24 protein-coding genes are annotated in these 26,485 nt (G+C 60.8%); 5 read left to right on the forward strand and 19 right to left on the reverse strand.

All coding sequences use genetic code 11. The features are described from left to right. Positions 1-48: 48 nt before the first annotated feature. From ACFSJC_RS13590 to ACFSJC_RS13650, 13 genes are all read right to left on the reverse strand, one after another. Positions 49-1,023, reverse strand: a complete 975-nt coding sequence (locus ACFSJC_RS13590) for a glycosyltransferase family 2 protein (RefSeq protein ID WP_386027483.1) — start codon at positions 1,021-1,023, stop codon at positions 49-51. Beyond that, the gene (locus ACFSJC_RS13595; RefSeq protein ID WP_386027485.1) at positions 1,023-2,315 is read right to left on the reverse strand and encodes a methyltransferase domain-containing protein; all 1,293 of its coding nucleotides are present in this window, start codon (positions 2,313-2,315) and stop codon (positions 1,023-1,025) included. The genes ACFSJC_RS13590 and ACFSJC_RS13595 overlap by 1 nt, the downstream gene beginning before the upstream one ends. After that, positions 2,272-3,378 carry an FkbM family methyltransferase gene (locus ACFSJC_RS13600; protein ID WP_386027487.1) on the reverse strand — a complete coding sequence of 369 codons (1,107 nt, stop codon included), beginning with the start codon at positions 3,376-3,378 and terminating at the stop codon, positions 2,272-2,274. Before ACFSJC_RS13600 ends, ACFSJC_RS13595 begins: the two co-directional genes overlap by 44 nt. Continuing rightward, positions 3,379-5,148 carry a thiamine pyrophosphate-binding protein gene (locus tag ACFSJC_RS13605; RefSeq protein WP_386027489.1) on the reverse strand — a complete coding sequence of 590 codons (1,770 nt, stop codon included), beginning with the start codon at positions 5,146-5,148 and terminating at the stop codon, positions 3,379-3,381. It lies immediately after the preceding gene. 50 nt (positions 5,149-5,198) lie between these two features. Further along, positions 5,199-6,275, reverse strand: coding sequence for an NAD-dependent epimerase/dehydratase family protein (locus ACFSJC_RS13610; protein ID WP_386027491.1), 1,077 nt, complete (start codon positions 6,273-6,275; stop codon positions 5,199-5,201). A 3-nt stretch (positions 6,276-6,278) separates the two neighbouring features. Then, on the reverse strand, positions 6,279-7,886 hold the full coding sequence (gene rfbH / locus ACFSJC_RS13615) for a lipopolysaccharide biosynthesis protein RfbH (protein WP_386027493.1): 1,608 nt from the start codon (positions 7,884-7,886) through the stop codon (positions 6,279-6,281). Further along, complete coding sequence (locus tag ACFSJC_RS13620) at positions 7,876-8,127, reverse strand: hypothetical protein (RefSeq protein ID WP_386027495.1); 252 nt, start codon at positions 8,125-8,127, stop codon at positions 7,876-7,878. Before ACFSJC_RS13620 ends, rfbH begins: the two co-directional genes overlap by 11 nt. Further along, the gene (gene rfbG / locus ACFSJC_RS13625) at positions 8,103-9,257 is read right to left on the reverse strand and encodes a CDP-glucose 4,6-dehydratase (protein ID WP_386027496.1); all 1,155 of its coding nucleotides are present in this window, start codon (positions 9,255-9,257) and stop codon (positions 8,103-8,105) included. The genes ACFSJC_RS13620 and rfbG overlap by 25 nt, the downstream gene beginning before the upstream one ends. Beyond that, positions 9,254-10,027, reverse strand: coding sequence for a glucose-1-phosphate cytidylyltransferase (gene rfbF / locus ACFSJC_RS13630; RefSeq protein ID WP_386027498.1), 774 nt, complete (start codon positions 10,025-10,027; stop codon positions 9,254-9,256). The genes rfbG and rfbF overlap by 4 nt, the downstream gene beginning before the upstream one ends. An 18-nt stretch (positions 10,028-10,045) precedes the next feature. Then, the gene (locus ACFSJC_RS13635) at positions 10,046-11,965 is read right to left on the reverse strand and encodes a tetratricopeptide repeat protein (RefSeq protein WP_386027500.1); all 1,920 of its coding nucleotides are present in this window, start codon (positions 11,963-11,965) and stop codon (positions 10,046-10,048) included. 162 nt (positions 11,966-12,127) lie between these two features. After that, complete coding sequence (locus ACFSJC_RS13640; RefSeq protein WP_386027502.1) at positions 12,128-12,559, reverse strand: pilin; 432 nt, start codon at positions 12,557-12,559, stop codon at positions 12,128-12,130. Positions 12,560-12,948: 389 nt separating this feature from the next. Continuing rightward, positions 12,949-13,545 (reverse strand): zeta toxin family protein, encoded by a 597-nt coding sequence (locus ACFSJC_RS13645; RefSeq protein WP_386027504.1) that lies wholly within the window; start codon positions 13,543-13,545, stop codon positions 12,949-12,951. Next, on the reverse strand, positions 13,542-13,958 hold the full coding sequence (locus ACFSJC_RS13650) for a TA system antitoxin ParD family protein (RefSeq protein ID WP_386027506.1): 417 nt from the start codon (positions 13,956-13,958) through the stop codon (positions 13,542-13,544). The genes ACFSJC_RS13645 and ACFSJC_RS13650 overlap by 4 nt, the downstream gene beginning before the upstream one ends. Before the next feature lie 312 nt (positions 13,959-14,270). Between ACFSJC_RS13650 and ACFSJC_RS13655 the strand changes: the two genes are divergently transcribed. Further along, entirely contained in the window at positions 14,271-15,521 is a 1,251-nt protein-coding gene (locus ACFSJC_RS13655) for a TIGR03790 family protein (protein WP_386027508.1), read from the forward strand. Here the strand turns inward: ACFSJC_RS13655 and ACFSJC_RS13660 are convergent. The 3 genes from ACFSJC_RS13660 to ACFSJC_RS13670 are packed head-to-tail and all read right to left on the reverse strand — an operon-like array spanning position 15,473 to position 16,633. Further along, entirely contained in the window at positions 15,473-15,724 is a 252-nt protein-coding gene (locus tag ACFSJC_RS13660; protein WP_386027509.1) for a cysteine-rich CWC family protein, read from the reverse strand. The two genes, ACFSJC_RS13655 and ACFSJC_RS13660, sit on opposite strands and share 49 nt — an antisense overlap. Further along, on the reverse strand, positions 15,721-16,044 hold the full coding sequence (locus ACFSJC_RS13665) for a c-type cytochrome (RefSeq protein ID WP_386027511.1): 324 nt from the start codon (positions 16,042-16,044) through the stop codon (positions 15,721-15,723). Before ACFSJC_RS13665 ends, ACFSJC_RS13660 begins: the two co-directional genes overlap by 4 nt. A gap of 4 nt (positions 16,045-16,048) precedes the next feature. Continuing rightward, the gene (locus tag ACFSJC_RS13670) at positions 16,049-16,633 is read right to left on the reverse strand and encodes a cytochrome c3 family protein (RefSeq protein WP_386027513.1); all 585 of its coding nucleotides are present in this window, start codon (positions 16,631-16,633) and stop codon (positions 16,049-16,051) included. Positions 16,634-16,952: 319 nt separating this feature from the next. Between ACFSJC_RS13670 and ACFSJC_RS13675 the strand changes: the two genes are divergently transcribed. The 3 genes from ACFSJC_RS13675 to ACFSJC_RS13685 all read left to right on the forward strand — a co-directional run bounded on the left by ACFSJC_RS13675 (position 16,953) and on the right by ACFSJC_RS13685 (position 21,346). After that, the gene (locus tag ACFSJC_RS13675; RefSeq protein WP_386027514.1) at positions 16,953-18,104 is read left to right on the forward strand and encodes an adenosylcobinamide amidohydrolase; all 1,152 of its coding nucleotides are present in this window, start codon (positions 16,953-16,955) and stop codon (positions 18,102-18,104) included. Next, positions 18,095-19,057: an adenosylcobinamide-phosphate synthase CbiB gene (gene cbiB / locus ACFSJC_RS13680; RefSeq protein WP_386027516.1), complete on the forward strand. Its 963-nt coding sequence runs from the start codon at positions 18,095-18,097 to the stop codon at positions 19,055-19,057. The genes ACFSJC_RS13675 and cbiB overlap by 10 nt, the downstream gene beginning before the upstream one ends. Positions 19,058-19,330: 273 nt before the next feature. Then, positions 19,331-21,346, forward strand: a complete 2,016-nt coding sequence (locus ACFSJC_RS13685; protein ID WP_386027517.1) for a sensor domain-containing diguanylate cyclase — start codon at positions 19,331-19,333, stop codon at positions 21,344-21,346. Positions 21,347-21,367: 21 nt separating this feature from the next. Here ACFSJC_RS13685 and murJ read toward each other — a convergent pair whose 3' ends face one another. Then, positions 21,368-22,915: a murein biosynthesis integral membrane protein MurJ gene (gene murJ, locus ACFSJC_RS13690; RefSeq protein ID WP_386027518.1), complete on the reverse strand. Its 1,548-nt coding sequence runs from the start codon at positions 22,913-22,915 to the stop codon at positions 21,368-21,370. Positions 22,916-23,190: 275 nt separating this feature from the next. Between murJ and rpsT the strand changes: the two genes are divergently transcribed. Beyond that, positions 23,191-23,454, forward strand: coding sequence for a 30S ribosomal protein S20 (rpsT, locus tag ACFSJC_RS13695; protein WP_007041363.1), 264 nt, complete (start codon positions 23,191-23,193; stop codon positions 23,452-23,454). A 174-nt stretch (positions 23,455-23,628) separates the two neighbouring features. Here the strand turns inward: rpsT and lgt are convergent, their stop codons facing one another. Beyond that, positions 23,629-24,474, reverse strand: a complete 846-nt coding sequence (gene lgt / locus ACFSJC_RS13700; RefSeq protein WP_386027520.1) for a prolipoprotein diacylglyceryl transferase — start codon at positions 24,472-24,474, stop codon at positions 23,629-23,631. Between the two features lie 14 nt (positions 24,475-24,488). Beyond that, a complete protein-coding gene (locus ACFSJC_RS13705; RefSeq protein WP_386027521.1) occupies positions 24,489-26,405 on the reverse strand; it encodes a glycoside hydrolase family 17 protein in 1,917 nt (638 codons plus the stop codon). Positions 26,406-26,485: the final 80 nt, after the last annotated feature.

Genomic DNA, 26,485 nt, shown 5'->3' on the forward strand with positions numbered 1-26,485 from the left:
TATCGACCCGTATCCGGACTTTCAGTCCGTAGCTTCAACCCACCAGCTTTAGCTGGTGGTTGTTGAGTCCATGTCGAAATTAACGCGCTCTTTCTCAACCACTAAAGGGCGCCTCATGACGTGCGTATGAATTGAAGCGACATACTCACCGATGATGCCGATAAAAAACAATTGCACGGAGGCAAAGAAAAAGACGCTGATCAGGATCGGCGCCGTTCCGACCGTGAAGTAATCCCAGAAAAAAAGCTTAAGCACCAAATACATAATCGATACGCCCAGGCTGAGCAGGGCCAGCACAAACCCCGCCATTGTTGCCAAGCGAACCGGTACCTTGGAATGGCTGGTGATGCCGAGCATTGCTAGGTCATAAAGGGTGTAGAAATTATTTTTGGTGATGCCGCGCAGGCGTCTTGGCTGTTCGAACGGGATGGTCGCGTATTCGAAACCAAGCTCGGAAATGAGGCCGCGAAAATACGGATAAGGGTCGTCAATCTTTCTGATTTCCTCGATCACTGAGCGATCGTATAGCCCGAAGCCAGTGAAATCAGGAATCAACTTGACATCTGAAATGCGCCCGATAGTTCGGTAATAGGTGCGGCGCACGAGAGCCATCAAGAAAGTCTCTCTCGACTGCGGCTTGACACCAACAGCTATTTTATAGCCGGATTCCCATCGCTCTAAGAATTTACCAATCAATTCGGGTGGGTCCTGGAGGTCGGATGCCATCGCAATGACCGCAGCCCCCCTTGCCTGCATGATTGCATGAACCGGCGAGCGGATGTGTCCGAAATTTCTGGTGTTGACGATCAGCTTGATTCTTGGGTTGTTGCGGGCAATTAGCTTGATTTTTTCAACTGTGTGATCAGTCGATGCATTGTCGATAAAGATATGTTCATAGTCATATTTCGTAAATTGTGCCAGCGCCGCTCCTATTCTTGCTGCAAGTTCGGCGACATTATCCTCTTCGTTGAAGCAGGGGGTGATAATGCTGATGAGCACTGGGGATTCAGATTCGTCAGACATCAATGCTCGCCCTCGGTAATCGAATGAAATGGGTGCGCGAAGCCTAATGCAATGTAGTCCTCTTTAATTTGATCGGCGGTGACCGCAGCAGCGCAAATAACCAGTGTATTATCCGGCAGATTCTGCAGCCCAATCTCCGGACTAAGGATGAGTTTACCCGCGAAGCGCAATCCTTGTTTTTTACTGTCACGATCAACGACAGCCAGAAGAGAATGCAGAGGGAACCAAGGTTCAGTAATGAGCCGCTGCGCGAGAGATCCGGCACCCCACAACACAAATGGCGTTTTATCGCCCATAAGCGCAAGCAGGTGGGTACGCAGTTGTGTGACGCCTTCGATGCTTTCCTCAACGTATTTTGCGAGTGAAGAATACAGCGACTCACCCGGTTCAAAAGCGGTCATGCCTGTTTCAAAAAGGCCGAAAATTGCGGGATAGTCGACCCCGTTCTGGAGACAAATTTTTTTCTGTCCCATTTCAACAATCGACAGTCCCAGCGCATGAGCGAAATATGTTAGCGATCCCCGTCCAAAATGATTGATGTGCTCGGGGTCGAAGAAGTAAAGAGGCGGAAAATTCTGTAGATCGTATTCTGTGGGATCCGGTAATTCGATATAGATTTTGCCGCCAGGAGCGAGCAAGGCGAGCACCGATTTCAGCACGGCCTGCGCGTCGAATACGTGTTCAAGTACATGGCTGAGAATGATCAGGTCGAAAGATGGTTCGTTGTGATCGCTCCACCAAAGATGTTCTGCCGGCAGCACAATAGTGTACGCATTCATTCCAGTAGCACGAATTTGCTCCACGCAGACTCGTGATGGGTCAAATCCCGTCAGATCCTCGAAACCATTTTTCCTTAATTCTTTAAGCAATCCACCATTGCCGCAGCCAATGTCCGCGATACGCGCGCCTGGTGGCGCATGGCGCGATAGAAATGCGGCTAATATTTCAAGACGTTGACGATCCATCGGCTCATCACCGCCGCCAGTGGCAACGCTTGGATCTTCGTATTTTGAAAATGATCGGTAATGATCATCGTAGTCAGCTGCCCGCGCCTCTGAGTCGGCGAACCCGCTTCCACATCTCCGGCATACCGCTACATCATAGTGCGCAGGCAAAGGTGACGTTTCCGGCAGAACGAAATGCATCTTATGCAGGTAGTGGCACTCATGTGAATGACATGCTGGACAGGGTCGAGTGGATGTCGCCAGGACGACATCCTGTTTTTGTGTTTGCAGAGAGACTCGTTTTTCAGCAAACGGCATAAAGCACACTGTCAAAGGTATTGGATTCATGAATCCGATATGTCAGTTGATACCGGGGCTCAATGCGTTGCAGAAACTCAGGGATTTTCCAGATGTCGTCCCAGCGGTGATAGGCGGCAATCGCCAAGACTGGCCGGTCCCTGGCGATGATGCCTTGTGCACCTTCGAGGGCGGCGAGTTCGTGGCCTTCGATGTCGAGCTTGATGTAGTCGATGCGCTGATTCATGAGACAGTCATCCAGTGTCACGCACTGGATGCGGCTTTCGCCGCTGGACATGATCGCGCTGGCCTCACCATTTTCGCATGAGAAAGCAAGCCATTCTGTGGCGTTCGATAACCCGCAAGGAAAGCCGGTTACCGGAAAACCGAAAGTCCTGGTTTTCCGGGCAAGTTTGGAAAAGTTTGCCGGATCGGGTTCGAAGACGTAGGCGCCGGCCAGTTGGAGTCGTTCAGCGGCCTGCATCAGGGTGTCGCCATCGTAGGCACCGCCATCGACGTAGACGACCGACCGGCCAGCCGATGCGAAACGGGCAATGACCTCATCCGGATAATACTGGCAGGTGCCCGATGGCTGAGGCGCCCTTTCTGGCGATGCACCAAGCCGAAAACGCAGCGTATCCATAAACTGTTGTCGGCTTTGGTCGTCACCGAGCATCTGCAAGGCGCGTTCGATCTGCGGGCGCTTGTCGGCGTAGTGTCTGCGATCAGTCAGCCAATAGCGCCAGCCCATTTGTTGCTCGATCACCTCGAAATAATCCTGAGGCAGTCGCAGGCGGTCGATGCCCCGAGCATGGCAAGCGGCCGCCAGCAGACTGAGATCCGATGCCGCGCTACGATTGAACACCGCCAGCCACATCGGCAATGCACAGAGATTTCTATCCAGATCCTCCAGGGATACAACCGGGACATTGTCGATCATGCCAGCCGATTGGCCAGACACCACGAACGCACGCACCGGAATGCCGAGATCCTGCAGAGCGGAAAACACCGCACGCGCGAAATGACCCGCACCGAAGAGCGTAACCCCGTCATGCCTCGCCTCGTCGATTGTCGCGTTGATCTTTGAACCGATCTCGAAAAAATCGAACATCATTCAAACCTCCTCGCTTCCAGGGACAGAGCGGCGTGGCTTCGCACATTGCGCCACCGCTTCCGCCCGCACGGCTGCAAGCTCCTCGCTTGGAAGAAACGGAAACATATCGTCGAGTTCAGGCGTGGCGAATGTGCCGTCTTCCAGCATGCGCGATTTGATGCGGGGCTCAAAGGGCTGCTCGGGATCGACATCAATATGGATCAGCGCGGGACCGTCGAGCGTTAACATTTCATCCAGTTCAGGCAGATCTTCGGGGCCGGAGATACGGGCGGCCTGGAGTCCGTAAGCGCGCGCGAGGGCCGTGTAGTCCGGGAACTCAACGCCCGAGGCCGGCGTGGCGCCAACGATGCCGCCGAAGAAATTCTCATGCGTCTGGCGGATCGACAGATAGCCGTCGTTGGCGATCAAGATCACCAGCACCCGCGCGCCCAGCGTCTTCAGTGTCTGCAATTCCTGCACGTTCATCTGGAGGCTGCCGTCGCCGGCCAGGCAGATCACGCGTTTGGTGTCAGCGCCCATCGCGGCACCGATCGCTGCCGGCAGGTCGTAGCCCATCGAGGCCGAACCCGAGTTGCTGAACAGGCGTTGCCCGGCGTGCAGTCGGCCAACCTGGAATGGCAGGATGCAGGCTGAGGCATTGCCGCAGACGACGATGTCGTCATCGCGCAGTTGGCCGAAGACATGATCGACGATGGCATAAGGATTCAGGCGGGGCGCGAGTCTGTGATGCGGTTGCAAGACCGGATAACGGTCCTGCAAGGCATGACACCAGCGCGCCCAATCGCTGTAGTCGGGCAGGGCGGCGAGTTCGATTTCGGCGGCCAGGGTGTCAATGAAACGGGCGGCGTTGGCAACGATTTTCAGCGAGGGTCGAACGAACGGTTTGTCGAGTTCGGCCGGATCGATATCGATCTGGATGATGTCGGCATTCTGGGCGAACGTGGACCAGTTATAGCTGACCTGACGGATGTTGAGGCGAGAGCCGATCACCAGCAGACAATCACAGGCTTGCAGACAGAAATTCCCCGCTCGCGTGCCGATCGTGCCGGGACGCCCGGCAAACAGCGGGTGATCGCTGGCGATGAGGTCGTGGGTCCAGGCGGTGGCGATCGGAATCCCGGTCGCTTCGGCGAGTGTGAGCAAACTGGCCGTTGCGCCAGCGATGCGCACGCCGCTTCCGGCCAGAATCAGCGGCCGTTGTGCGGCGCGCAGGCGCGCGATGACCTGTTCGCAATCGCCGATCAGGGTCGGGGATGCCAGCGCAACCGGTGACGGGACGGACGGTATCTCTAGTGCAACGGTCGCGGACTGGATATCGAGCGGAACCTCAACCCAGGCCGGGCCGGGGCGACCGACCGTCGCCGCCGCGAGCGCGGCGGGGAGCAGGGTGATCAGGTCTTCGGGCCGGCGGGCTACCTCCGCGTATTTCGTGACTGGCTTCGCCATGTGGATGACCGGGCCTTCCTGATCGCCGAGCTGACGCAAGCCGGGGACCGGAACGAAATCCAGGCAGGTTTCACGTTTGACCTGTCCGGACAGCACCAGCATCGGCACCGAATCGGTATAGGCACCGAACACGCCGTTGAGCGCATTGATACCGCCGGGACCGGTGGTGACATTGACCACGGCGGGTTTGCCGGCGACACGCGCGTAACCCTCGGCCGCCATCGCACAGGCTTGCTCGTGGTGCATGTAGGTGCAGCGCAGTCGGGGATGAGTGCCGAGCGCATGATTCAGAAACATCGCCCCCCCGCCGGTGACGCAGAACACCTGCTCGATTCCCTGAGCAACCAACCAGTCGGCAATCTGTTGAGAAACATTCATGAGGCGTCCGCCTGGATTGCGTGAATGTTGGGGGTGCGCTCAAAAGACGGATCCTGCGCGCGCGCCCAACGCAAGGTGCGCTGTAGCGCCTGATCGAGCGGTGTCCATACCTCCAGGCCCAGCTCATCGCGAGCGCGTGTGATCGATGGCACATAGCGCGTCGGCGGTTGTCCCGATGGCGTACCCTGAATCCGCACGCGGTCATCGCCGCCGGCAGTCGCAACCGCATGGGCGAGATCGGCAATGCTCACCGCCACATCGGATCCGACGTTGTAGGGGCGATTCGGCTGGCCGTCGAGCAGCACCGCGAGCAGCCACACCACCAGATCGGCCGCGTACAGATAGGAACGGTAGGGCGTGCCGTCGCCCTGGATGTCTATAGGTCTGCCGTGCAGCAGGTCGCGCATGAAATTGCCCACGGCAAAATGCGCGTCGAAGGGCAGGAAGGGGCCAACGAAGGCGAAGCCGCGCGCGATCTTTACCGGCAGACCGGATGCGGCGCACAGGAACTCAGCCGCGCGCTTGCCTTCGCCGTAAGCGGATGCCGGAGAATTTGGATCGGGAGCGCCTGGGTGGCTTTCGTCCAGGCGCTCGATGTGTGCCGGCTGGGGGCCATAGACAGCGCCCGAACTCGTCAGCAGCATGGCGGTGCAGCCTGCGTGATCGGCGAATTCCAGTACGCGGCGCGTACCGCTGGTGATGGTGTCGAACATCAACAGTGGTTGCGTGCGGTTGAGTTGTTCGCTCGCGGCGGTCGCGGTATGGATCACGAACGGAAAGCTGCCGGGAGGCGGAGTGAAATCCCGCACGTCACCGCGCCACCAATCGAGCGAGTGATGTGTTGCCAACACGCTGGCTCGACGGGTAAATGTCTCGGGATCCCGGCTCAGCACCGTGATACGCAGACGCAGATCCAGCCGGTCATCGGCCCAGGTCAGCGCTTCGAGTAGCCAGCGACCGAAGAAGCCGGTGCCGCCCGTGATGAAAAGCCGCTCGCCAGCGAGTCGCCGCAGCCAAGGCTCGGCACGGGAAACGATGTCGTCGAGATCTGCGGCGAGTGGATTGAGTGACATCGCTTATTCACCTACGGCGAAGAACTCGCCGAGTCTGTCGACGGTGTAATCGAGCATCTCCCGCGTCAGTCCCGGCCACAAACCAATCCAGAAGGCATCGTTCATCACCCGATCGGTGCCTTCGAGCGAACCGGCAATGCGGTACTCGCGTCCAGCCATCGATGGCTGACGGATCAGATTGCCGCCGAACAGCAGGCGAGTGCCGATCTTGTGCGCGTCCAGGTATTTGATGAGATCGACCCGCGCGATATTCGCTTCGGGTTTGAGCGTGATCGGATAGCCGAACCAGGAGGGGGCGCTGTCCGGCGTTGCCTGCGGTAGTTCGAGCCATTCGGCGAGCGGTGCCAGGCGTTCGCTCAGGTAGGCGAAGTTGTTTTTGCGCGCCGCGATGAAATCCGGCAACCGATCGAGCTGCGCCAGCCCGCAGGCGGCCTGCATGTCGGTGATCTTGAGGTTATAGCCCAGGTGCGAATAGGTGTACTTGTGGTCGTAGCCTGGCGGCAGCGCGCCGCGCTGCCAGTCGAAGCGTTTGCCGCAGGTGTTGTCGCAACCGGGCGCGCAATAACAGTCACGTCCCCAGTCACGCAGGGATTCGAGGATCTTGCGCAACCGTCCACTGTTGGTGAAGACCGCGCCGCCCTCGCCCATGGTGATGTGGTGAGCGGGGTAGAAGCTCAGGGTGCCGATGTCGCCGAAGGTGCCGACCAGCTTGTCTTGATAGGTCGAGCCGAGCGCGTCGCAGCAATCCTCGATCAGCCACAGATCATGCTCTCGGGCGATGCGGGTGATCGTGTCCAGGGCGAAGGGGTTGCCGAGTGTGTGTGCGAGCATGATGGCGCGGGTGCGCGGCCCCAGCGCGGCTTCGATCTTGGTGATATCGATGTTGTAGGTCGGGATCTCGATATCGACGAAGACTGGCACGCAGCCATTCTGCAGGATCGGGTTCACAGTGGTCGGAAAGCCGGCGGCAACCGTAATGACCTCGTCGCCTGGCCGCAGGGCACGATCGCCAAGTGTCGGCGAGGTGAGCGCGCTGAAGGCGAGCAGATTGGCCGATGAACCCGAATTCGTCGTCAGCACATGGCGCACGCCGAGAACGTCGGCGAGACGCGACTCGAAGGCGGCGTTGAAACGCCCGGTGGTTAGCCAGCCGTCGAGGGCGGCCTCGACCATGTTCTGCATCTCGGGGGCGCCGATTACCTTGCCGGCGGGTGGCACCGGCGTTGCACCCGGTTCGAACGGACCGAGGGCTTGCTTCAACATGGCAAAGTGGGGGATCTCCCCCGTCATCAAGCGACGGTACACCTTTGCCAACGCCCCATCGTTCAATGTTGCCAATGGCTTCAGCACCAGGCTCTCGTGCAGCAGGAACGGCGTGTCCAAGCGCAAGACGCTGGGAAAGGGGAGCGGCGGTCCGAGGTAATCCGCCGTCTCTAGGACATATCCCTGCTCTGGATCGTTCGCCGATGTCGTGGTAATGAACAGAAAGCGCACATCACCGTTCGCATCCGGTGCGTTCAGTGCCAGCGCCGGCCTCGCCTGCCGGGCCGATCGATCGGTGAACGGAAACGGCAGCTTATAGATGCCACCGGCTCGAATGCTAAAGGTCATTCCACACATCCTCGGCGGGATCGGCCAAGACTTGTCGGGCAAAGCCGCTGGTTGCCTGCAAACGGGTGAGTACGATGGCTTCCTCCAACGCCACCGCCGAGTCTCCGGGCCGCGCGTCTCCGGCTTGGGTGTCTTGCTCCTCGATCACCACCACACGGATCCGTGTGCCCACCGGCCGTGCCACGCGCAGGACGACGGTACCGTTTTCACCGACCGTTAGGGTGTGTGACGTGATGGACATCCGAATGCATCCTCCCTATCGATGGTCAGGTCGTCGACCCTATCAAGAAAAGCGGCTGGGCCGACCGCTTGGTTTTCATAGGCGGCGATTTCCGCCAGCGACCAGGCGCGCATGTCAGCCCCCGCGTCCAGCGCTCGCTGCCAGGCAACGATGCGGTCTATGGTCTCGGTCAGCGGCCAGCGGGACGTCCAGCCTAGGCGGTGTCTGGCCTTGGCGCAATCCAACCGGAGTGCGTGAGCCTCGTGGGGCTGGCGCGAATCGTCGACGCACCAATGCGCACCCTCGCCCCAGGCGGCGGTCAGACGGTCGGCCAGCCACTGCACGGGACGGCTGTCGGCGTCGTCAGGTCCGAAATTCCAGGCTTCCGCAAAGACCGCGCCCTCGGTCAACAGCCGTTCGGCCAGCCGTAGATAGCCGGATAGCGGTTCCAAGACATGCTGCCAGGGACGAACGGCCTGCGGGTTGCGGATGATGGCCGGTCGGCCCGCCGCGATGGCGCGCAGAAGGTCGGGAATCAGCCGATCCTCGGCCCAGTCGCCGCCGCCGATGACGTTGCCCGCGCGAGCGCTGGCAAGAGCGACGCTGTGTCCAGGATCCGACGCATTGAAATAGGAATCGCGCCAGGCGCGCGTGATGAGTTCGGCGCACCCTTTGCTGCTGCTGTAGGGGTCATGACCGCCCATAGGTTCGTCTTCGCGGTAGCCCCACAGCCATTCGCGGTTGTCGTAGCACTTGTCGCTGGTGACGTTGACCACGGCGCGGACGCTGGCCGTGTGGCGTACCGCCTCCAGCAGATGCACGGTGCCCATGACATTGGTGGCGAAGGTGCCGACCGGATCCGCGTAGGAGGCCCGCACCAGCGGCTGCGCCGCGAGATGGAAAACCACCTCCGGGCGGTGCGCGGCGAGCGCTACGGCGAGCCGGTCGCGGTCGCGGATATCGGCGATGTTCGAGGTCATGTGCTCGCCGATGGCCGCGAGTTCGAACAGACTCGGACGGGTGGGGGGCGCCAGGGCATATCCGGCCAGATCGGCCCCCAGCGATTGCAGCCACAGCGACAGCCAGCCGCCCTTGAAACCGGTGTGCCCGGTGATGAAGACGCGCCGACCGGACCAGAACGACGGGGTCATGGCCAGATCTTCCAGGGCGCGTGACCAGTCGCCCAGAGGTCTTCGAGCAGGTTCTTTTCTCGCAGCGTATCCATGGGTTGCCAGAAGCCGCGATGGTGCCAGGCGGCAAGCTGGCCGTCGTTGGCGAGGGCTTCGATCGGGTCCGATTCAAAGGCGCAGGCGTCGCCGTCGATCAGGTCGAGCACCGCCGGTTTGAGCACGAAAAAGCCCCCATTGATCAGACCGCCATCGCCATGCGGTTTTTCCTTGAAGGACACGACACGGTCGGCGGCGAGTTCGATGGCACCGAAGCGCCCCGGCGGGGAGACTGCGGTCACGGTGGCCAGAACCCGTTGCGAGCGATGGTAGGCGATGCTCGCGCCGATATCGATGTCGCCGACGCCGTCCCCGTAGGTGAAGCAGAAGTCCTCGTCGTGTTCGACGTAGCGGCGCACGCGTGCCAGACGCCCCCCGGTTTGCGTCGCCTCTCCGGTGTCGACCAGGGTCACGCGCCAGGGTTCGGCGTGGCGTTCGTGGACTTCCATGCGGTTGTTGGCCATGTCGAAGGTCACGTCCGACATGTGCAGGAAATAATTCGCGAAATATTCCTTGATGACATAGCCGCGGTAGCCGAGACAGATGACGAAGTCGTTGATCCCGTGCGCGGCATAGATCTTCATGACGTGCCAGAGGATCGGCCGGCCACCGATCTCAACCATGGGTTTCGGCTTGAGCTGGGTTTCCTCGCTGATCCGGGTGCCGAGTCCGCCGGCCAGGATGACGGCTTTCATGTGCGGTCTTTCTGCTTGCTATGGTTTTGCGCGTTCGAGTTCGGTTTCCCAGTGGGCACAAACATCTTTTGGCGACATGGGTAAAGTGCAGATCTGGCTCAAGACTTGAGTGCGTCTTGACTGCGCATCCAGCTTCCCATCGGGAATGAAGTAATCGCTAGCTTGTGCAAAAGAAGCTTCAGCTTCTTTCCATCGATCAAGGCCGTATAGCGAGAGGGCTTTTAGTAGCCATCCGTTAGGATAAGTCGGGGCATACATCAATACTGTACGAGCGTCAGAAAAAGCCTCGGTAAATTTTCCTAGCATTAAATTTGCGGTAGCAAAATCAGTATAGATCGAGCGATAGAAGAAAGCGGCATCAAAACCGTCGATGCTCTCAATGTCTAGCTCGGAAATTCCCATGGATTGGATAAATTGATGGGGTGGCGCTGGGCTCATCTCCAAAGCGTCGCGGAACGAAGCTAGTGCTTTCTCCGGTTGATTTTTTTTTAGGTAGTATTCGCCTTTTAATAATTTTGTGATTGCGTACTGTCGTTCTAGTGTTCTGTTGTGGTTAATTGCGTAAAACGCATCTAGCTTTTCTAAGATGAGTTCTGCTCTTGAGATATCATTAAAACGCAAAGCTGACGCCGCATAGTTATTTTGAATGGCTGGAACACTCGGGTTTCTGGAGTCGGCCCAGGCCCAGAGGCTTAGTTCGTTATTCCATAGCGGAATAGTAATTCTTATGTTAGCGATAGCGGCGATAATTACCAGTAAACTCAATACGCCTGCGAAGATGGGCAGGCTTCGATGCATGGAAGGAGATAACTCAATGAACTTAAAATGTAGCGTTGCAGCACTTAAGGCCAGAAATGCAAGCGGCATTGTCAGGAAGCGTTCATGGCCGATACTGCCGCCGATGGGTAGCGGAAGAATATTGATGACGGGAAGTAATGATATACCCCAGCAAGCAAGAAGAATGGCTGGCCAGCGTCGACTCCTAATCAGGAACCCGAATGTGAGAATGCCGATAATAGCAAGCGAAATGCCGATCAAGTGCGCGCTGTGGCTCATGTTGATGGCATTGAATGGGTGTTGTGGGTTGATGTCAGTGAAGGGCCAGAGACTCATTTTTGCGTAAAAAAGCAGTGTTTGGCCTACAAATCCGATGTGGTGCCAGATGTCTTCAAATCCTGCGTTGACGCCTTGATCGCGGCTAGTGATTTGACCAAGGAGTGCATAGCGCAGCATCAGTATCAGTGCGGCTGTCGCGGCTAAGAGAGAATAAAGCCGCCATTCGCGTGAGCGGAAAAAAGAAATAATCAATGTGCGCCAAGGCGTAAGGGATCCTTGTTGCCCTAAGTAGAGTAATAGCAGTAATGCGGGTAATGTTGCTGCCATCTCTTTGCTGAGGGCCGCGAATAAGAAGCAGATGGTTACCCATAAATCTCGGCGCCAGCCATCAATCGCAAGGTACCCCCAGACGGCTAGCAATACAAAGAAAGTAACCAATAAATCAAAGCGACCGGAGATCCAAGTCACTGGCTCGATCAGCGCCGGATGTAGAGAGTAAACGAGGGTCGCAAGTAAAACTCGCCACGCCCTTGCTTTGAATTCTCTGTTCGCTGTTAAACGGATGGCAATCAACCCAACAAGCAGTGAATTGGCAAGATGTAGGCTGATATTAACAGCATGGGATATGGCCGAGTTGACTCCGGAAAGCCAAAACTCCAAGGCAAAAGAAGCCAGAGTAACGGGGCGAATATAGGCTGTTCCTGGCAGAATCGGCTCAAATAGAGCTTGCCAAAACAATTTTGGCACGCGAAGTGCTGGATTGTTGGCAAATAATTGCCAGTCATCCCAGACATATTGCGCGTCGATGGCGGGCCAATATGTCAGAGCGGTCAGGGTGATGGCCGCGATGATTAGTGCGGGAAGCCGGCGGTCAGGGTGCATAAGTTGGATTGCCCGCAATCTTAGAACTAAACCGCAAACGCCTCAATTAGTGAGGCGTTTGTGGGTGCAAACAAAAATTTTTCTGATTGAATATCCAGAACTTTCTATCGCTCAAGCGCGCATAGTTCGCATCTGGTTTCAATCTGGTCAATCAGGCCGATATTAGCGGCAGTTCGAGGGGACATACTTTGCTTTTGCGTTGTCAGAAACCTTACACGTCCATGTCATCTGGGTTGCGGTTAGATTGGGCGTGTTTGCTACAAATACCGGTGTTGGACTCAGAGTTAGGGTAACGGCACCAGCCTTCGCGGATGTGGCAATGGTGATTACACCGTTAGAGCCATCGACTGATACAGCCGAAATATTCTCGGTCGTGCCTGGAGCGTTCCATCCCACACTAGCCGTCGATGCGCCTGCATAGGCATTTTCGGCAATCGTCGCTTTTGCTGCGGAGCCGATCGACAGACCCTCAGTCACGCGGGCGCGGATGAGGTAATCCTGATACGCAGGAACTGCAATCGCCGCCAAAATACCAATGATCGCCACGACGATCATGAGTTCGATTAGTGTGAAGCCTGCTTGATGCTTTTTCATAATTCAATCCCAGTTTAAGTGATGATATCGGCTTGGCATGGAGTCCAATGCGGCCCCCTGTCTTTAGCCGCCTTTTGCTGGTCTCCTGCCAAATTTTAAGCAGTGGTTGTGCCAACCTAAGCCTGGTAGCTTGCGCAATGCCATAAGGTTATGGATTACAAGATCTAAAAACAAACGCCCTAAGGCGCTCTGCGCCTTAGGGATCACGTTTCCATTGGTTCTAATTGACGAAGTTCGTCAGATTCCGACGATAAATGTCAACTGGGGCCTGTTAACGCAAACGTAGAGCATCAGCAATCCGTGTCACAGAGTCATGAAGGCGGCAAACATGACGATGTGGCCTATGACGAGGTTACGGGGGCAGGGTTAGTCTCGCATCTCGACAATCTCTACGACGCAGTAAATTGATCTCCCAACAACCAATCGGCCCAGTCGGGCAGGGCACTGTCTGTCAGGATCTCGGCTTGGCCGGCGCGGATCACCGCGATTTGACGGAAGGGATCGTCGGCGCTGGAGTTATCCAGAATGCGGACGTGATCGCAGAGCGGGAGCGCGGTCTTCACGTGGTCGAGTAGGCGTGGGATCCGGGCCGATACCTTATCGGCCGGCACCGAATGGCCGCCTTCGCTGATGCGCTGGGCGACGCGGGCCTGGTTGAGCGCGATGGTTTCGAGATGGATGAAGACCAGCACGATCCGGTAGCCGAGTGTCTTGGCTTGGGCAATGAAATCGATCTTCGACGGGTGCGAGAAGACGGTTTCGAAGCAGAAGCTCCGTCCTTCTTTCAGGAGCCGTTGGCGCAGTTCGGTTGCGACCCAGGCGGCGTCGTAACTGCGGGCCTCGGGGGCGTCGGGATAGAGGTCTCGGGCGATCAGGTCGGCGTTGATGAAGGGCAGCCCGAGCGGGGCCAGGTGTAGGCGATAGAAGGTGCTTTTGCCGGCGCCGTTGCCTCCGGTGAGGAGCCACAGCTGCCTGCCGTCGTTCACGATTCGAGCTCGGTCGCCACGACGAATCGCCCTCCCTCGAACTGGCCGACGTCGATTTGTCCGCCCGCGCCGATGCGTTCCAGATAACCCGGATGCGCTCGGGAGGTTTGGTAGCGGATCTGGCTGGATGTCACGGCTGCGCCGAGGGTGCCTTGTGTGCGTGTTTGCTCCAGTGAGTCGAACACCTCATCTGGGTCCAATGGTGCCGTGGTGACGGGCTCCACGCGGACGCGCGCCAATCCGGCCGTGATCGACAGCAGCGCGTCCGGGTGCAGCAGGTGCGAGACCTGGCGCCCGATGCCGGCCCAATATTCGATCTGCTCTGCCGTGCTGCGATGAAAGCGCTCGCCCGTCACGGCGGCGGCCTGCATGAGTTCGCGTTGTAGGCGAATCGGTGAAGCTGATTTGGGCATGGTCGAGGCACCAAATGAAGAGGATTGAGGAAAACGTAGCAGAATGCTACGCCTGCTTCAATGCGGTGACTGTGAAGAAATCGACAGGTTCTCGACCGTCGCGGAAATCGCGTCCCGATATCTTGAGCACCTCAGGCGTTTCAGGCATATGGTGGGTTGATGTCGGTGCGCATGCATGTGCACCGACGAAAATCAGGCATCTATTCGATGCCTTTGAGCTTCGATGCAACCCAGTATGAGGTCGACCGACTGGTGTTTCGTTTCTTGAAAGCAGGCGCGTGGCGCTTGCCTGTTTCTCGTCCGGCGAACTTGATGCTGGCTGGGCTCATGCTTTGGGTGTTGCCGATTCTGGCGCTCGCCGACGCACCCGCCTTTCCTCGACCGGAGCTCATGCTGCCGACCCAGTCTCTCGGTTCGGCTGAGTTGGCGGTCGTCGTGAACGATCGGGATCCCTTGAGTCGGAGAATCGCCGATTACTACGTGGGGCGTCGCGCTATTCCTGCGGCGAATCTGGTTCATGTGGCGTTCGATCCGGGCCGGAGTGTCATGCCGGTGGATGAGTTCGCGGCCCTGCGGGCCGAGGTGGAGCGGGCGACTCCGGCGACGGTTCAGGCCTATGCGTTGACCTGGGCGGCGCCCTATCGGGTCGGTTGCATGTCCATCACGACGGCCTTCGCGGCGGGTTATGACGCGGCGTTTTGCGCCAAGAGCTGTCGCCTGACCAAGCCGAGTCCCTACTATGGCTCGGACAGTGCGCGTCCGTTCGACGATCTGGGATGGCGACCGACGATGGCGCTCGCGGGCACTAATTTCACCGAGGTCAAGGCGCTGATCGACCGTGGTGTCGCCGCCGATGGCACCCGTCCGGCTGGCACGGGTTACCTGGTGAAGACCAGCGATGCGGCGCGTAGCGTGCGGGCGGCGAGCTTCGATCGAGCGCGATCGCTTTTCGGCTCGGCGGTGAGGCTGCGGCGGATCGACGCGGACAGCATTTCGGGTCGCCAGGATGTCCTGTTCTATCTCACCGGTGCGAAACAGGTCCGCGAGATCCGCGCCAATCGCTTTCTGCCGGGGGCGATCGCCGATCATCTGACCTCGACCGGAGGGAAGTTGACCGACAGCCATCAGATGAGCGCGCTGGAGTGGCTGCGCGCCGGGGCGACCGGGAGTTATGGAACGGTCGTCGAACCATGCAATTTCACCAGCAAGTTCCCGGATCCGGTCGAGCTGATCGGCCATTATCTAAACGGTGCCACTCTGATCGAGGCCTATTGGAAGAGTGTGCGCATGCCGGGGCAGGGGATCTTCATCGGCGAGCCGTTGGCTCGCCCCTTCGGCGGCTATGGTGTGGCATTCGATGGAGCGCGCTGGGTCATGACCCTCTATGCGCTCACGCCCGGGCGCTACCGGCTGGAGGGCGCCGAGCAGCCCATGGGGCCTTATCGCTTCATCGCGGGGTTCGAGAAGTCGGGCGCGGAGCCGGTGCGGATTCGGACGGATCCGGGTGATCCGACCTATTTCCGGGTCGTGCCCGATACGGTTTCTGGTTCGGCATCGGATTGAGCGGTCGGGGTGTCGGCGCTCAGATCTTGCAGGCAGGCCGCGCAGAGGCAGTCGTCGTATCGATCTTGGATGCTAGCGGTTGTGGCGGGCGTGAGCGGGAGCTTCATGCAGTCGCAGCGGGCGATCTGCGCTGCGTGACAGAGGAAGGTCCGACCGCAGCGCGGGCAGACCTTGCGGATCCCTTGATCCGACGGGATGCTCAATGCGCCAGCATGAAGGCGGTGAGGTCGGCGATCTCCTGCTCGGTCAGCTCGACTTTGGGCATCGTCGCGCCGGGCAGGGTGCCTGTCGGATCCTTCAGATAGGCCCGGATCCAGGCGGCGTCGCGTTTGCTGCCGAGGTTGTCGAGCGAGCCGCCCATCTCGGCCATGGGGCCGGACTCACCGGCCAGGGTATGGCAGAGGTTGCAGGTCTTGGCGGCGTAGAGCCCGGCGCCCCTCTGGACGTTCCCGTCCTGGGCGAATGCGCCCGCGCTGATGAGGGCCGAGCCAATCAGCACGGCGGTGAGGCGTGGATGGATCATGCAACTACTCCGATGGGGTGTCCGCTGTGCCGGTCGTGGTCTCCGTGGATGTCTCCGGGGTCGGACTCAGGTGTTTGAGAAGATCGGTGTGGCCGACGTGCATGTGGCAGGTGACGCACTGCATGCGACCCTCGCTGGCGAAATAGCTCTGGTGGCCGAAGGCGGCGGCGGGTTGTTGGCCGGGTGCCTCGGCTAGATGGGTGTGGCAGGTCAGGCAGCCGGAGTCGTAGACGAAGGTGCCGCGATGCTCCAGATTTGCGGTCCAATCCGGCTCTCTGAATAGAGAGAGAAATTCGCCCCAGACGTCGACGATGCCGGTCTTCGCCTTGGCGACGATATAGTCGGTCTGTCCGGTATGGGGCAGATGGCAATCGGCGCAGGCCGCCGTCAGACCCTTGGGGTTGGCTCCACCGTGGATGTCGGCGGCATAGGCCTCGGCGAATGGCTTCATGGTGTGACAGACAGAGCAGAATTCCTCTCCGGCGGTCGATTCGAGCGCGCTCTGGGTCAGGATCCAAGAGCCGATCACGAACATCGGCGTCAGTAGACAGAGTCCTAGGACGAGAAACATCCAGTTGCGGGTTTTCATTGGTCTTCGATTCGGTTGTTCGATGCCTGCGATGTTACGCCTCCCAAATCCGTGTCGCCAGGGTCGCAGCCGTGCTTTAGAAGTCGCTAATTTAAGCGTTTTCATGTGGTTGGCAGGGCGATTGGTATCCTTGTGTGTGAGGGACTTGGGCGTTGTTTTCTGGATGCTTTGCTGCGTTGCAGTCAAGCTATCCTGGGCCGGGGTGTCGATTGCGACTCGCCTGTCTGTTGCCGTAACCTGATGCAAGCCCCTTGGAAACCGTCCGCTCGTCGATGGCGGCCACTTTCGGATCAGTCCGCCTTCACGATCGAGGCCAGGTATGTTGCTCGAAGACACCGACCGCTATGCCCTGCGTCGGCAGGGACGCTATCTCTACGCTGATCTCAAGCGTCCGCATCGCGTGCTCAGCACCTGCCGCGTCAACGGCGGTGTGCGCGAGGATCTGACCCACATCGCCAATCATCAGAGTTGCGAGGGTGTCGGCCATCTAGTGCCGCCCGGAACCGACCTGAGTCGGGAGGCGGTTCACGCCCGGGCCTGTTCGGAGGCAGGACTTCCGCCCGCGACCACGGCGCTGATGGCGACCGCTGCCAATATGCAGTGCGCGGTGCTCGGGCACGCCGCGTATGCCGATCTGAGCGTGACGGTGGCGGCAACGGCCGGGGTACTGAGCAACGCGACACGTGCGGGCGACCCCGCCGGCTGGCACGAGTACCCGGAGGGCAGTCGGCCCCTGGAGCGCGTGCCCGACTCGGACGTCTCTCCGGACGCGCGCGGTTCTGGCACCATCGTGACCCTGGTCTTCATCAGCCAGCCTTGCACTCCGGCCTGTCTGGTGCGAGCTGCGACGCTGGTCACCGAGGGCAAGAGCACGGCCGTGCTGGATCTGCGCATGCCGAGCATCCAGTCGTCCGGGCTCGCGACCGGGACCGGAACCGACCAGATCGCCATCGCCGCGCCTTTGGCGCGCGGTGACGACTGGGAGCGTCACTGGGCCGGCGGCCACAATACGCTGGGCGAATTGCTCGGGCGTGCGACCCACGATGCCGTGACGCGTTGTTTGCTGCTCCAGAACGGTGTCTGCGCCGAGTTGCGCCGCTCGCTCTGTAGCGCGCTGGGCCGGCACGGGTGTCACGAGACGGCCCTGTGCGAGCGCGCCCGTGCCGAGCTGGACCCGGAGACGGCGCTGCTGTTCGAGCGCAATCTGCTCGCCATCATCCACGATCCGCAGAGTGCGGCTGCGGCCTATGGTCTGGCCGAGATCGTGGATCTCACCCGTGCCGGGGTGCTGCATCGCGAGGTGGCGCGTGAGTCCATCCTCAACCAGGCCGCGCTGCTGGCGGCGGCGGTCGCGGTGGCGCCCGAGCGGTTCGCCGAGTTTCGCGACCTGTTGCGCCATCGGCATGCCCTGGATCCCGCCGATTTGGCGGCACTGGCCGTGGTCACCGGGTTTGCCCATAAATGGATCTGAGCGCACATCTGGGCCTGATCCTCGCGGCCTTCGTCTTGGATCTGATCTTAGGGGATCCCGTCTATCGATTCCATCCGATCCGGCTCCTGGGCGCCTGGAGTCTGGTCTGCGAACGCGGGCTGTTCGGGCTGGGTTTGAACGGCCGGTTCGGCGGCGTGCTGCATTGGCTGATGGTGGTCGGCGGCGCGCTGGGTGTCTGGTGGGGAGTGCGCGAGGGGCTTGGCTGGGTGCATCCCTGGTTGGCCTGGTGCTGGGATCTGTTTCTGGCCTACAGCCTCCTGTGTCTGCGCGATCTGCTGGTCCATGGTTGGCGGGTGCTGGAGGCGCTGCCGGATCTGGAGCGCGCGCGGCATGCGGTCTCGATGCTGGTGGGGCGGGATACGGATCGGCTCGGGCGCGACGGGGTCGTGCGCGCCACCATCGAGAGCCTGTCGGAAAATCTGACCGACGCGGTGCTGACCCCGCTGTGGACACTCTGTCTGTTCGGGCTGCCCGGCCTCATTCTGGTCAAGGCGGTCTCCAATCTGGACTCGATGGTGGGCTTCAAAGACGCGCGCTATGGCCGCTTCGGTTGGGCCGGGGCGCGCTCGGACGATCTGGCGCACTGGCTGCCAGCCCGACTGTCGGCCCCTTTGATCGCGCTCGCGGCGGCGCTGATGCGTCTGCATCCCGGTCTCGCGCTGAGCGCCGCATTGCGCTACCACGCCGTTCTGCCCAGTCCTAACTCCGGCTGGAGCGAGGCCGCCTTCGCTGGCGCACTGCGGGTACGGCTCATCGGTCCCATTCATGTCGGCGGTCGCCTGGTCGTCGATCTCTACATCGGCGACCCGAACTGGCCGGCCGACCTCGACGCCGGCCATTTGCGCCAGGCGCTCTGGCTCATTCTGTTCAGCGCGCTGCTGGCGCTGGCGTTTGGACTCGCTTTGGCGACCCTGCGTTCGGTCATCGGGTGAAAACCTTTACCGTTAAAACACTGCGCGCGCACAGTGGCCCGGGGATTTTTCAGTCATCCAGCGTGTCTCGGAGGGGTGTCGGCATGACCGACGGCACACTCGACGTTCCGGGGCGGGCTGGTTATAACGTCTAGGCACGCGGCTGAATGATCTTTGAGCTGCTTCACGGTTAGTCGACGCCGAAGAGGGCAGGATAGGGCGTGTGGCGACCACCGACTGGACCACCTCCGCAACATCACACTCTAGGCAACGGATCAAGTGCGATTCGATTGCATGACGGGGCCACAGGGATTGGACGATCCGAGAGATACAGCAGCAGCGGTTCGCGCGGCTTTGCGGGACGATGTCGAGGATCTTCCTCCGGCCCCGGCCGCCGCCGTCAAGCTGTTGCGCCTGACGCGAGAGGAGGACGGCGACGTCTCGACCATCGCGCACCTGATCGAGACCGAGCCGGCACTGGCTGCGAAGGTGTTGAAGATCGTCAACTCGGCCTTTTACGGTTTTCCGCGCAATATCCAGTCGATCCATCGCGCCGTCACGCTCCTGGGTCTCTCCGCTGTGCGTCAGGCGGCCGTTCAGGTGCTCTTCTTCGACAGCATGGTGAGGCGTGGCGGCAAGGGCGCGTTCGATCGGCTCTTCTTCTGGCAGCATAGTCTGCTGGTCGCCATCCTCAGCCGGGGGCTGGGCGAGCGGCTCGGTCATCCGGATCCGGACTCGCTCTACGCGGCTGGTCTGCTGCACGATCTTGGCAAGGCGATCCTCGAATCCCAGGGACGCATTCGATATAGCGACTTCCTCACTGCGTCCGCGAATAGCGGCAATCCGACGATCGAGGACGAGCGTACCTTCTTCGGCGTCTCGCACGATCTGGTCGGGGCCCTGGTGTGCGAACGCTGGGGGCTGCCTGAGATGGTCTGCCGCGTTCAGGCGCTGCATCACACGTCCGATCTGTCCCAAGCTCCGAGCCAGGAGGCGGCCCGGGAGGTGGCGATCGTGGCCATGGCCGATTTCATCGCTTGGACCCAGGGAATCGGTTCGATCGATAACTTGAGCGGTCCACCGCTGGCCTCGGACGTATTGGATCAGGTGCCTCTGGATCAGATCGATCTCTCGACCTTGCTGGAGGCGGCCGATGCGGAGATCACCGAGATCGGCCGCTTCTACGGGCTCGAATTCCCGACCTCAATGCAGCTGCGGGCGAGGATGGTCGGCACCGCCATCAGTCTGCGCCGGACTTCGACGCCAGAGAGCGGTCGGGCACGATCCGAACCAAGGGCGAGCTATACCCTTCCGCATCACAGTCTGGATCCAGACGAGTTCATCCCAAGCACGCTGGAGGCATTGCGGGACGAGTTCGGTATCGGGTCTCTGCTGATGATGCAGGTCGAGCCCAGGCGGCGCAGTTTGGTGGCGACCCATACCTGGCCCGAAACCGCGTTCGGCGCCTCCGCCCGGCTGCGTCTTGAGCTTCCGGTCGACACATTGTCCGGCGATATGGTGCGCTGTCTTCGCGAGCGTCGACCGACGCTTATCGGTGCGTCGGTCGAGAACGACGTCGTGTTGGCGGCACTCGGAGCGACCGTGGCCGCCGCCGTCCCTGTCCTGAATAACGGCCGTCTCTTGGGGGTCCTCTGGTTGGCCAACGACCCCGGAGCCCCGCCTTTTGAGGTCGGGTTGTTGCTGGAGGTTCAGCGCGTTGCCGGCGAGTTGGGAATCGCTCTGGATCGCAGTCGCGTCTTCGCCCTGGAGCGGGCCAGGGCCGAGATCGATGCGCTGACTCGGCTTTCCAACCGCGCGGCCATCGATCGGTTCCTGGATCAGGTGTTTCGCCAGTCGGCCGAGTCCGGTCTGCGTTTCGCCGTCGGTCTGGTGGACGTGGATCGCTTCAAGGACTTCAACGATACCTTCGGGCACCTGGCTGGCGACGATGTTCTGCGTATCGTGGCGGACAGTCTGCGCGGCATGACGCGTCCGAGCGATTTCATCGGCCGCTACGGCGGCGAAGAGTTTCTCTTCGTCCTGGTCGATTGCGACGGTCCTGGCGCCTTGAGCTATGCCGAGCGCATCCGGGCGGGGATCGAGCGACGCGGCCAGTTGCTCCTCGAACGTTTCCCTGGGCATCCCCTGACGGCGAGCATCGGCGTGGCGCTCTGTGACGGCCGAGGCGGGGATCCGGCTCAGGTCGTGGGTGCCGCAGACCGCGCCCTCTATCGCGCCAAGGCCGAGGGACGCAATCGGATCGTGCCGGCCTGGATGCGTGGCGATTCGTCTTCTGTCGCTCCCGCCTAAAAGGGTCGTTGAAGTGCGCCGTCAGGCGCTCGAACCCGAGTCGGGCTTCAGATGTGACGGACGGATTCCGAGCGCCAGCAGGGCGATCGCGTAGAGCATGCCGCCGACGAGGATCCAGGTGAAGAGGTGTGCGATCCGCGTCCAGGTGTCCATCGCGATCCAGTCGGCGGTCGCGCCCGTGCCGAGGATGAGCGTGAGTCCCATGACGAGACTCGCGAGCGATCCCTTGAGTAGCAGGGCCGGCCATTCGGATCCTGGCCGTAGGACTCCCGATCGCATGAGCCCATGGAGCAGCAAGCCGGCGTTGACCGTGGCAGCGACGGCGGTGCCGATGGCCAGTCCGGCATGCCCAAGCGGGTACATGAGGGCCAGGCTAACCCCGATGTCCACCACCAGGGCGATGGCGGCGATTCGTACCGGCGCACGGGTGTCGTGGCGGGCGTAGTAGCCGGGCGCCAGAACCTTGATCGCCATGAAGCCGACGATTCCGGGCGCATAGGCCATGAGGCTGTAGCTGGCCATGACGACATCTTGGGCACCGAATTCGGACGAGTGGAAGAGCGTGGCCATGAGCGGCCCCGAGAGTGCCAACAGGCCGATGGCCGCCGGCAACCCCAGCAGCAGCACCCACCGCAGTGCCCAGTCGAGCGTCGCCGAGAAGTCGGCAGGATCCTTGTCGGCGTGGCGTTGCGATAGACGCGGCAGGATAACGGTCCCGAGTGCGACGGCGAGGATGCCGAGCGGAAATTCCATCAGACGGTCGGAATAGTAGAGCCAGGAGATGCTGCCGGTGGTCAGCAGCGAGGCCAGCAGAGTATCGAGCAGCAGACTGATCTGGGCGACCGAGACCCCGAAAATGGCCGGTCCCATCGTGCGGATGACGCGCCTGACGCCTGGGTCGCCGGCGTTAACGCGCGGTCGTGGCAACAGTCCGATCCGATGCAGGAAGGGTAGCTGAACGGCGAGCTGTACGATGCCGGCGATCAGTACGCCCAGCGCGAGCGCTATGATCGGCTGCTCTAGATGCGGGGCGAGCCAGATAGCGCAGCCGATGAGACTGATGTTGAGGATGACCGGGGTGAGGGCGGGGACGCCGAAGCGTTCGTAGGTGTTGAGGATCCCGCCCGCGAGCGCCGTCAGCGAGATGAATAGCAGATAGGGGAAGGTTATCCGCAGCATTTCCACGGTCAGCTCGCGCTGGCTGGCGTCCGTGGCGAATCCAGGGGCGAACACCAGCACCAGCACGGGCGCGCCCAGGACGCCGAGCAGGGTGATGAGCGCCAGTCCGGCGCCGAGCGTGCCGGCCATGTCGTCGACGAATCTCTTGAGTGCGGTGAATCCGCGCTGTTGGCGGTATTCGTTGAGCACGGGGACGAAGGCGATGGAGAAGGCGCCCTCGGCGAAGAGGCGGCGCATGAAATTGGGGATCTTGAAGGCGACGAAGAAGGCGTCGGTCGCGGCATCGGCGCCGAAGAGCCGGGCGACGACCAGGTCGCGGCTGAATCCCAGGATGCGCGAGAGCAATGTGCTGCTGCCGACCTTGGCGAGCGATGCGGCGAGTGAGACCACGCGGCGGCTCCGAAAAAGGCGCGATTATAGGGCCTCTCGCGCTCCGTCGCGGCGGTTGGCAAGCGCTGGCGCTGGGCGTCTTTCGTTGGCGCGCGACCGATGTTTCGGGCTCGCCCCATGTCGCGGAGCGAGTGGTCCGACGGACGGCGGTGCGGACCGTGTTAGAGGGGGCGTTCGGTGCGATAAGGGGTTGACAGCTATGGGGGGATCATGAAAAATGGGCGGTCTCGAATTTACCACGCAGATTCAAGCAGCCGGATTCTCAGGAGACCCACTTGGCCAATTCACCACAAGCCCGTAAGCGCGCGCGTCAGGCAGAAGTTCGTCGTCAGCGTAACATGGCGCAGCGTAGCGCGTTGCGCACCTTCATCAAGAAGGTGGTCAAGGCGATCCGGGCGCAAGACAAGGATGCCGCTATCCAAGCCTTCAAGGAGGCTGTGCCTCAGATTGATCGCGCCGCCCGCAAGGGTGTGATTCACGCAAATAAGGCCGCTCGTCACAAGAGCCGTCTGAATGCGCACATCAAGACGATGGCCTGATACGGCAGTTTTCGGGAAGGTTCTTGCAGTGACCCAATCGGGGCCGTAGCCCTTCCTGAAAAATAAAAAACCGGCTTTAAGCCGGTTTTTTTGTGTCTGCAAGATCAATGGAATCCGAGGTGTCGATCCAGGGCGGCGAGCGGAAATCGGATCTTCACCGATTCCGCCTCATGATCATATCGGTTGCGTCTTGTGGCTGGGGCGCGGGCGGTAGGCGAGCCCTAACAGCAGCAGTCCGCTGAGGATCATGGGGGTCGAGAGAATCTGCCCCATGGTGAGCCAGTCGAAGGCGAGATAGCCGATGTGGGCGTCCGGCGTGCGCACGAATTCCAACAGAAAGCGGAAGCTGCCGTAGCAAGTCAGAAAGAGTCCCGAGACCGCCATCATGGGGCGGGGCTTGCGCGAGAAGCTCCAGAGGATTGCGAACAGCACCAGCCCTTCCAGCGTCGCTTCATAGAGCTGAGAGGCGTGCACGGCCGGGCTCAACAGGGTGCCGGGCGGCTGGTCCAGGCATTGTCCGGGGAAGTGCTCGCAGGGCAGTTGCATTCCCCAGGGCATCTCTGTGCGGTGTCCCCAGAGCTCGCCGTTGATGAAGTTGCCGATGCGCCCGGCGAACAGCCCGGGCGGGACCAGTGGTGCCAGGAAGTCTGCGACCTGGAAGAAGCGCATGCCCTGACGTCGGGCGAAGAGGAAAATGGCCACCAGGACGCCGATCAATCCGCCGTGGAACGACATGCCGCCTTCCCAGACCTTGAGGATGTTGAGCGGGTTGGCGAGGATCTGATCGAAGCCGTAGAAGAGCATATAGCCCAGGCGTCCGCCAGCGATGGTGCCCAGAATGCAATAGAAGACGAGGTCGTCAAGTTTGTCCGCGTTCCATAGGGCACCCATGCGGCCGATGCGCCAGCGCCCGAGCCCCCAGGCCGTGGCGAAGCCGATGAGATACATAAGGCCGTACCAATGGACCTTGAGTGGGCCAATGGCGAGCGCAATGGGGTCGATGTCGGGATAGGTCAGCATGGTTGCGGATGGTATCAGTGAGAGATGACAGGTTTGAACGCGGCGGCCGTTTCTGCAAAGTCGAACTCGGGGAGCTTGGAATAGAGGCGCCCTGAGAATTGTCCCGCCCACTTCTGCCCCTTCCCAAGGGGCGCGCGCAAGGTGGAGCCGGGGAGAATCCTGGTCCGAGTCGTCTGGGTGTGGAAACTGGCGACGCCTGTGTAGCCGAAAAGTCCGTAAAAGCCCTCTGCGCCTTGATTCCCTTGGGAGCTGAGCAGCGATTCGGTGTCGCTCAGGCCGGGGAGCGGAATATTCTGGCCGAATTTGTAGGGTTCGTCGAAGGCCTCGAAGAGGTGGATCTGGACGCCGTTCTTCCGCGACCAGGCGAACGCATCCGTGACGAAGGCGGTCGTCAATTCGGGGTTGCAGTAGCGGCGCATGATGGTGAGACCCTCATGGGTCAGGCGTCGCGCGTCCCGGTCGATATGAGCGGAGAGTTGGGCGGTGGCCGATCCGGCGGCTGGCGTCCTCAGGTTTGTCTGTCCCGAGAGGTTGAATGGGATGCCGTTGGTGGGCTGGCCGATCTCTCCGATCATGAGTTCGATGGAACGGCCTTCGGCGAGTTCCGAGAGGGTGTGTGTCAGACGCGTCCACTGGATGTCGAGTTCACCGGTCTTGGGCGCGAAGAAGATGTCCCAGTTGCCGGTTCTCGCGGCGATCTCCAGTGCCTCGGGGCTGGGATAGATGTTCTCCATCAGAAAGTCCACGTCCGCGAGAAGGTCCTTGACGTCACGCGTGAACTGCTGGATCGCCGGATCGCTCGACCTCGGATCCAGCGCGCGAAACTGATTGCTGCGGACCCCGACCTTGAGTCCGAGTCCGGCGAAATCGCCGCCGGGTGCCATCTGTGCCTTGGCGAAACGTACCATCTCGGTGACCTGCTCGGTCGGGGTCGGCTGACCGGGCGTCTTCGCGGCGATGGTGGCGTATTCGTTGCTGACGATGAGGTGGGTGACCGTGCCGGGGAAGCGCTCGTTCGCGACCTTGGCCTGGGCGAGTGCCGAGAGGATGGCGAAGCGCATGCGGTCGTTGATCAGGGTGCCGTAGACGGCGACGTTCTCGACGCCTTGCTCGATGGTCAGGAGGCGCTTGCCGGCACGGGCATTGATCTCGGCCGCCGCCAGGGCGATCTGGCCGTTGGCGTCTCCGGCGAAGAATCCCGGATTGAGTCTGGCGTCCGGGTCCTGTTTGCGGGCTGGCGCGAACAGCCGGAGATGCACCGTATCGAGTTTCAGGTCGCGCCCCGGTTCGCCCTGGGTTTGGATCAGGATTCGGCTCGGGTCCGGTTTCACATAGGCGGCGGTCGGCGGGAAATGGAAATGGAGTGCGTCGATCGAGCGATTGGTCGTCGTTGGGCCGCCGTCGCCAGGATGGAAGCGAACCCGGTTATCGGTCCAGACCGGAAGCGTGGCATAGCCTTCGCCGTCGAGTTCGCGCCAGTAGCCGGATTGAAAGCCGGCGCCGTAGGTTGCCAGCGTGAGCGGTGCGCCTTGGGCGGCTTCGGCCAGGTATCTGAGCTGGCGAAAGACCGAGGCCTGGTTGTCGACCTCTTGTGCCGGTCCGGGTTTCTGTCCGTCGAAGAAGCGGAAGAGGGTGCGGCTCCATTGGGCGTCGGAGGCATCCTCTAAGGCCGTCGGGTCGAAGTCGAGCCGGCCGCTGGCCTCGACGGATCTGAGTCGACCGTTTTGGGCGAAATAGAGGTCGATCCGTTGCTCGGCGCGCAAGAACGCGTGCGCCGGATCGGCAATCGAGATGCCGCCGACATAGGTGTTGAACGAGGGCGTATAGAATCGGCCGCTGGCGTAGGGGTTATCCGGGGTCTGACTCCATTGGCCGATATAGGGCTGATAGGCGAGCCCCATCTGCGGTGTCTCCGCCAAGGCTGGGGTCATGCATCCGATCCATGCGAGCAGAGCGACGAGGCCGCGCTGCTTGGCGGCTGTGGCTCTCGGTTGTGCGAAGAATGAGGTGA

The organism is Thiorhodococcus fuscus (assembly GCF_042682685.1).
GTDB classification, from domain to species: domain Bacteria; phylum Pseudomonadota; class Gammaproteobacteria; order Chromatiales; family Chromatiaceae; genus Imhoffiella; species Imhoffiella fuscus.

Bases quoted from the DNA above. Each gene is read 5' to 3' on its own strand.
- rfbG (WP_386027496.1), bottom strand. From the start codon at position 9,257: ATGACCCCGTCGTTCTGGTCCGGTCGGCGCGTCTTCATCACCGGGCAC.
- ACFSJC_RS13670 (WP_386027513.1), bottom strand. From the start codon at position 16,633: ATGAAAACCCGCAACTGGATGTTTCTCGTCCTAGGACTCTGTCTACTG.
- ACFSJC_RS13610 (WP_386027491.1), bottom strand. From the start codon at position 6,275: ATGTCACTCAATCCACTCGCCGCAGATCTCGACGACATCGTTTCCCGT.
- rfbH (WP_386027493.1), bottom strand. From the start codon at position 7,886: ATGACCTTTAGCATTCGAGCCGGTGGCATCTATAAGCTGCCGTTTCCG.
- ACFSJC_RS13685 (WP_386027517.1), top strand. From the start codon at position 19,331: ATGACGGGGCCACAGGGATTGGACGATCCGAGAGATACAGCAGCAGCG.
- ACFSJC_RS13675 (WP_386027514.1), top strand. From the start codon at position 16,953: ATGTTGCTCGAAGACACCGACCGCTATGCCCTGCGTCGGCAGGGACGC.
- ACFSJC_RS13655 (WP_386027508.1), top strand. From the start codon at position 14,271: ATGCTGGCTGGGCTCATGCTTTGGGTGTTGCCGATTCTGGCGCTCGCC.
- lgt (WP_386027520.1), bottom strand. From the start codon at position 24,474: ATGCTGACCTATCCCGACATCGACCCCATTGCGCTCGCCATTGGCCCA.
- ACFSJC_RS13640 (WP_386027502.1), bottom strand. From the start codon at position 12,559: ATGAAAAAGCATCAAGCAGGCTTCACACTAATCGAACTCATGATCGTC.
- ACFSJC_RS13705 (WP_386027521.1), bottom strand. From the start codon at position 26,405: ATGACCCCAGCCTTGGCGGAGACACCGCAGATGGGGCTCGCCTATCAG.
- rfbF (WP_386027498.1), bottom strand. From the start codon at position 10,027: ATGAAAGCCGTCATCCTGGCCGGCGGACTCGGCACCCGGATCAGCGAG.
- ACFSJC_RS13600 (WP_386027487.1), bottom strand. From the start codon at position 3,378: ATGATGTTCGATTTTTTCGAGATCGGTTCAAAGATCAACGCGACAATC.
- ACFSJC_RS13665 (WP_386027511.1), bottom strand. From the start codon at position 16,044: ATGATCCATCCACGCCTCACCGCCGTGCTGATTGGCTCGGCCCTCATC.
- ACFSJC_RS13590 (WP_386027483.1), bottom strand. From the start codon at position 1,023: ATGTCTGACGAATCTGAATCCCCAGTGCTCATCAGCATTATCACCCCC.
- ACFSJC_RS13650 (WP_386027506.1), bottom strand. From the start codon at position 13,958: ATGCCCAAATCAGCTTCACCGATTCGCCTACAACGCGAACTCATGCAG.
- ACFSJC_RS13620 (WP_386027495.1), bottom strand. From the start codon at position 8,127: ATGTCCATCACGTCACACACCCTAACGGTCGGTGAAAACGGTACCGTC.
- ACFSJC_RS13635 (WP_386027500.1), bottom strand. From the start codon at position 11,965: ATGCACCCTGACCGCCGGCTTCCCGCACTAATCATCGCGGCCATCACC.
- cbiB (WP_386027516.1), top strand. From the start codon at position 18,095: ATGGATCTGAGCGCACATCTGGGCCTGATCCTCGCGGCCTTCGTCTTG.
- ACFSJC_RS13595 (WP_386027485.1), bottom strand. From the start codon at position 2,315: ATGAATCCAATACCTTTGACAGTGTGCTTTATGCCGTTTGCTGAAAAA.